The organism is Accumulibacter sp. (assembly GCF_029255285.1).
Taxonomy (GTDB): Bacteria; Pseudomonadota; Gammaproteobacteria; order Burkholderiales; family Rhodocyclaceae; genus Accumulibacter.
Map to the genome: position 1 here is coordinate 1 of NZ_JAPUVI010000046.1, position 5,493 is coordinate 5,493.

At 67.1% G+C, this 5,493-nt stretch carries 6 protein-coding genes; all 6 read left to right on the plus strand.

What is annotated here, in order from left to right; all coding sequences use genetic code 11:
• A partial coding sequence (gene hemC / locus Q1M07_RS06930; protein WP_300452398.1) for a hydroxymethylbilane synthase occupies positions 1–544 on the plus strand: 544 nt, incomplete at its 5' end.
• Positions 545–556: 12 nt separating this feature from the next.
• A complete protein-coding gene (locus Q1M07_RS06935; protein ID WP_300452400.1) occupies positions 557–1,348 on the plus strand; it encodes a uroporphyrinogen-III synthase in 792 nt (263 codons plus the stop codon).
• A 10-nt stretch (positions 1,349–1,358) separates the two neighbouring features.
• Complete coding sequence (locus tag Q1M07_RS06940) at positions 1,359–2,486, plus strand: uroporphyrinogen-III C-methyltransferase (RefSeq protein ID WP_300452402.1); 1,128 nt, start codon at positions 1,359–1,361, stop codon at positions 2,484–2,486.
• Positions 2,487–2,494: 8 nt separating this feature from the next.
• Positions 2,495–3,670, plus strand: a complete 1,176-nt coding sequence (locus Q1M07_RS06945) for a heme biosynthesis HemY N-terminal domain-containing protein (protein WP_300452404.1) — start codon at positions 2,495–2,497, stop codon at positions 3,668–3,670.
• Between the two features lie 210 nt (positions 3,671–3,880).
• Positions 3,881–4,444 carry an alkyl hydroperoxide reductase subunit C gene (ahpC, locus tag Q1M07_RS06950; RefSeq protein ID WP_300452406.1) on the plus strand — a complete coding sequence of 188 codons (564 nt, stop codon included), beginning with the start codon at positions 3,881–3,883 and terminating at the stop codon, positions 4,442–4,444.
• A gap of 99 nt (positions 4,445–4,543) precedes the next feature.
• Positions 4,544–5,493: FAD-dependent oxidoreductase (locus Q1M07_RS06955; RefSeq protein WP_300452408.1), on the plus strand; the 950-nt coding region annotated here is incomplete at its 3' end.

The window sequence follows — 5,493 nt, forward strand, 5'->3', positions numbered from 1 at the left end:
CACTTCCAGTTTGCGCCGCGAATCCCAGATCCATGCGCAGTATCCGATGCTGGCCGTCACCAGCCTGCGCGGCAACCTCGACACCCGGCTGCGCAAGCTCGACGAAGGCCAGTACGACGCAATCATCCTCGCCGCCGCCGGCCTGACCCGTCTGGGCCTCGCCAGCCGCATCCGCAGCACGCTGCCGTCGGATGTCTCCCTGCCGGCAGCCGGCCAGGGCGCGCTGGGCATCGAGGCGCTGTCCGACCGCCCCGAAGTGGCCGCCTGGATCGCGCCGCTGGCCGACGCCAACTCGGCCGCCTGCGTGCGCGCCGAACGGGCCACTTCCCGCGCGTTGGCCGGCAGTTGCGAGGTGCCGCTGGGCGCCTACGCCGAAGTGAAGGACGGCGAGTTGTGGCTGCGTGGCTTTGTCGCCCTGCCGGACGGTTCGCGCATTGCCCGCGCCGAACGCCGCGGCCCCATCGACGCACCGGAAGCCCTCGGCCTTGCCTTGGCCGACGACCTGCGCGCCGACGGCGCCGACGACATTCTCGCCAACCTGTAGTCCGCAGCCGTCATGGGCGACAAGCCCCTCGCCGGGCGCTCCATCGTCGTCACCCGCCCGACCGGGCAGGCCGACAGCCTGTGCGCGGCGCTCGCCGGGCTCGGCGCCGAAGTGCTGCGTTTTCCCTTGCTGACGATCTCGCCGGTGGCCGATCCGGCGCCGCTCGCGGCCGTCGCCCGGCGTCTCGCCGATTTTTCGCTGGTCTTCTTCGTCAGCCCCAACGCCGTCAATTTCGCCCTCGATGCGATGTTGCCGGTGGCCCCGTGGCCGTCCGGCGTGCGCGTCGCGACGGTCGGCAAGGGGAGCGAAGCGGCGCTGGCCGCGCGGGGTTTCGATGGCGTGATCGCACCGCAGAGCGGTTTCGACAGCGAATCCGTGCTCGCCTTGCCGGCTTTCCAGCCCGAGGCCGTGGCCGGCCGGCGGATCCTGATCCTGCGCGGCGACGGCGGGCGCGATCTGCTCGGCGACACCCTGACCGCCCGCGGCGCCCGCGTCGAATACCTGACCTGTTACCGCCGCAGCGGTCCTTCCGGCGATCCGGCGCCGCTCGTCGAGCGCGCCCGCGCCGGTCGCCTCGACGCCCTGACCCTCACCAGCAGCGAAGGCGTTGCCCATCTGCTGGCCTTGCCGGGCGTGACGGCGCTGATCGGAATCCCGGTTTTCGTGCCGCATCCGCGCATCGCCAGCGCCGCGACCGCCGGCGGGTTCGCCCGCGTGATCGCGACCGGGCCGGGCGATCGAGGTCTCGTCGATGGCCTCGTCACCCACTTCGCCGTCCGCAACCACAACACTTATCCGGGTTAAACTCGCACCCATGAGCAGCGACATCCCCAATCTCCCGCCCATCGAAACCCTGCGTCCGGCCTCCGAGTCTCCGCCTTCCTGGCGCCGCCCTTCGGCCATCATCGCCGCCCTTGCGCTGGCGCTTCTCGGCTGGCAGTGGGTCGAAACCCGCAGCCGCCTCGCCGATCTCCAGGAAGAACTGGCCCGTCGCCTCTCCGATGGCGACTCGGTTGCCAAGGAAAGCCGCACCCTCGCCAAGCAGGCTCAGGAGAGCCTCCAGGACCTGCAAGGCAAGGTCGGTGCCCTCGAAGCCCGCCTCGCCGAGTCCCAGGGCCAGCAGGTGGCGCTCGAAGCGATGTACCAGGAATTCTCCCGCAGCCGGGACGACCGGGTGCTGGCCGAAGTCGAACAGGCGGTGGTGATCGCCGTTCAGCAGCTCCAGCTCGCCGGCAACGTGCAGGCCGCGCTGTTCGCGCTGCAAACCGCCGACGCCCGTCTCGGCAGCGTCGAGCGGCCGCAATGGCTGCCGCTGCGCAAGGCCATCGCCGGCGATCTCGACACCCTTAAAGCCTTGCCGCAGGTCGACTCCGCCGGCATCGCGCTCAAGCTCGAAACCCTCATCGGCCGGCTCGACAGCCTGCCGCTGGCCTTCGAGGCCAAGCCCCGCGCTGCCGCGCACGCCGCCGAGCAGGCCGAGCCCTCGTGGGCCAAGCGTCTGCTGCTGGAGTTCTGGAACGAATTCAGCCAGCTCGTCCGTGTCGAGCGCATGGATCGTCCCGATCCGGCCCTGCTGGCGCCGAGCAATGCCGTCTTTCTGCGCGAAAACCTCAAGCTGCGCATCATGAATGCGCGCCTGGCGCTGCTCTCGCGGGACGGCAATACCTTCCGCGAGGACGTGCGTATCTGCGCCGACTGGCTGGAGCGCTATTTCGATGTGCACAATGCGGCCGTTGCCGCAGCGCTGGCCGATCTGGTCGATATCCAGAAGACGCCGGTGGGGGTCGATCTGCCCAATCTGCAAGCCACCCAGACCGCGCTGCGCAGCCTGCAGGCCTTGCCTTCGCGGCGGGCCGATGGCGCCGTTGCGCCCGCGTCCGGTGCGCCGACCGCTCCGGCTCCCGCCGCTGTCCGGCATGCCGCTCCGGCGACGAAGAACTGAGGCCGGCCATGCGTGGATTGCTGTGGTTGCTCGGTCTCTTCGCCCTGGCTGCCGCCTTGGCGGTGGCCGGTCGTTACAACGAAGGCTATGCGCTGCTGGTGTGGCCGCCTTACCGTCTCCAGATTTCGCTCAACCTGCTCGTCCTGCTGTTGGTCGGCGGCTTTGTTGCGCTGTATACCCTGTCGCGGGTGGTTGCGCGGACCATGGCCTTGCCCCGCGCAGTTCAGCGCTACCGCGAGCGCAAGAGCCGCGAGCGGGCCTCGCAAGCCATTTACGACACGGTTCGCCTGCGCATCGAAGGACGTTTCGGTCAAGCCCTCAAGCAGGCCACTGCCGCCTACGAAGCGGGCGAATCGCCGGGGCTGGCGGCGCTGCTGGCCGCCCGCGCCGCCCACTCGCTGCGCGACGAGACGCGCTATCGTTTCTGGCTCGGCAAGGCCGCCGAGCACGACGGCGAGATGCGTCTTGCCCGCCTCATGACCGAGGCCAAGCTGGCCGTCGAGGAGCGTCGCTTCGATGAGGCGGCCGAGCGTATCGCCGACCTGCAGGCCGGCGGTCAGCGCCACATTGCGGCGCTGCGTCTGGCGCTGCGCACCGCGCAGGCCAAAGGCAACTGGTCGGAGGCCGTGCGCGTCGTGCGCCAGTTGGTCAAGGTCAAGGCGCTCACCGCCGCCCAAGCCGATCCGGTCAAGCGTCGTGCCCACCAGGAAGGTCTGCGCCAGCGTGCCGGCGATTCCCTGGCCCTCATGGCCTACTGGAACGAAGTGCCCCGCGACGAACAGCGCGACGCCCGGCTGGTCGGCGAATTGGCCCGTGCCCTGATTGCGGCCGGAGACAGTGCCGCCGCCCAGAAAGCCATCGAAAGCCAACTTGCCGTCGGCTGGGATTCGGCGCTGGCGGACATCTACGGTCGTTGCGATGGCGGCGACGTGCGCGGTCGTCTGGCCAAGGCCGAGGAGTGGCTCAAGCGCGAGCCCCGCGATCCGCTGCTGCTCCTGGCCCTGGGTCGGCTGTGCGTGCAGTCCCAACTGTGGGGCAAGGCCGAGAGCTATCTCGATGCGTCCCTGGCGATCGCGCCGGGCTGGGAGGCCCACGTCGAACTCGCCCATCTGGCCGAGCGGATCGGTCGCACCGACGATGCCAACGTGCATTACCGCGCCGCCGCCGAGCTTTCCCGGCGCTGATCCGATCCCTTGCAAATCGACCGTTCGCCGGTCTTCCCGGTGGCGAAATAGCGGAATAACATTGACATCCGCCTGCCCGGCTCCGGTCGCGGGGTCGGGCGGAGTCCGATAGCTTTAAACAATCCGGATCATTTCATCAATCAATTTGAACGATACGATGGTCCGGCCTATCATTTGATCTCTACCTCCCAACCCGTGAAGGAAACATCAATGTCCCTGATCAATACCGAAATCAAGCCGTTCAAAGCCAGCGCTTTCCACAATGGCAAGTTCGTCGACCTGACCGAAGCCGACGTCAAGGGCAAGTGGGCCGTGTTCTTCTTCTATCCGGCCGACTTCACCTTCGTCTGCCCGACCGAACTGGGCGACATGGCCGATGTGTACCCCGAATTCCAGAAGCTGGGTGTCGAAGTCTATTCCGTGTCCACCGACACCCACTTCGTGCACAAGGCCTGGGCCGACGCGTCCGAAACGATCAAGAAGATCAAGTACCCGATGATCGGCGATCCCACCGGTACCGTCACCCGCAACTTCGACGTGATGATCGAAGAAGCCGGTCTGGCTCTGCGTGGCACCTTCGTGGTGAACCCGGAAGGCGTCGTCAAGGTTGCCGAGATCCACGATCTGGGCATCGGCCGCGATGCTTCCGAGCTGCTGCGCAAGGTCAAGGCTGCCCAGTACGTGGCCTCGCACCCGGGCGAAGTGTGCCCCGCCAAGTGGACCGAAGGCGCCGCCACCCTGACGCCGTCGCTGGACCTGGTCGGCAAGATCTAAGCCTGACCAGACTGTTCCGGTAGCACATCAAAACGCCCGGGCGTCAGCTGGCGCTCGGGCGTTTTTACATCCAAAAATCGTAGAAAGAAGGAAATCGTCATGCTGGATGCCACCCTCAAAACCCAGTTGCAAGCCTATCTGACCAAGGTGACCCGCCCGGTGGAGATTGTCGCGTCCCTCGATGACGGCGAAAACTCCCGCCAGATGCGCGAATTGTTGCAGGAGATCGCCTCCCTTTCGGCGCAGGTCACCCTCGTCGAGCGCGACGACGGCGCCGAGCGCAAGCCGTCCTTCCGGATCACCCGTCCGGGCGAGAACATCGGCATTCGCTTCGCCGCGATTCCGCTCGGCCACGAATTCACGTCCCTCGTCCTCGCGCTGCTGCAGGTCGGCGGTCATCCGCCCAAGGTCAGCGACGAGGTGCTGGAGCAGATCCGCAAGCTCGAGGGCGACTTCAACTTCGTCACCTATATTTCATTGTCCTGCCAGAACTGCCCGGAGGTCGTGCAGTCGCTCAACCTGATGGCGCTGATCAACCCGAAGATCCGCCACGAAACGGTGGACGGCAGCCTCTTCCAGGACGAAGTGACCCGCCTGCAGATCATGGCGGTGCCGACGGTGATGCTCAACGGCCAGGAGTTCGGGCAAGGTCGCATGGAACTGGAGCAGATTCTTGCCAAGGTCGATGTCGGCGCCGAGAGCCGCGCTGCGGCGAAGATCGCCGCCAAGGAGGCGTTCGATGTGCTGGTCGTCGGCGGAGGACCGGCCGGCGCCGCTGCGGCCGTCTATGCCGCGCGCAAGGGCATCCGTACCGGTGTGGTCACCGAGCGCTTCGGCGGTCAGGTGCTCGATACGCTGGCGATCGAGAACTTCATTTCGGTGAAGGAAACCGAAGGCCCGCGACTCGCTGCCGCGCTGGAAGAGCACGTCAAGCAGTACGACGTGGACATCATCAACCTGCAGCGCGCGGAGGCGCTGGTGCCGGGCGATCTCATCGAAATCAAGCTCGCCAGCGGCGCCAGCCTGAAGTCGAAGACGGTGATCCTCTC

What these genes read in the sequence shown, in the direction of transcription:
- Q1M07_RS06935 (WP_300452400.1), top strand. Translation starts at nt 557, where the DNA reads ATGGGCGACAAGCCCCTCGCCGGGCGCTCCATCGTCGTCACCCGCCCG.
- ahpC (WP_300452406.1), top strand. Translation starts at nt 3,881, where the DNA reads ATGTCCCTGATCAATACCGAAATCAAGCCGTTCAAAGCCAGCGCTTTC.
- Q1M07_RS06940 (WP_300452402.1), top strand. Translation starts at nt 1,359, where the DNA reads ATGAGCAGCGACATCCCCAATCTCCCGCCCATCGAAACCCTGCGTCCG.
- Q1M07_RS06945 (WP_300452404.1), top strand. Translation starts at nt 2,495, where the DNA reads ATGCGTGGATTGCTGTGGTTGCTCGGTCTCTTCGCCCTGGCTGCCGCC.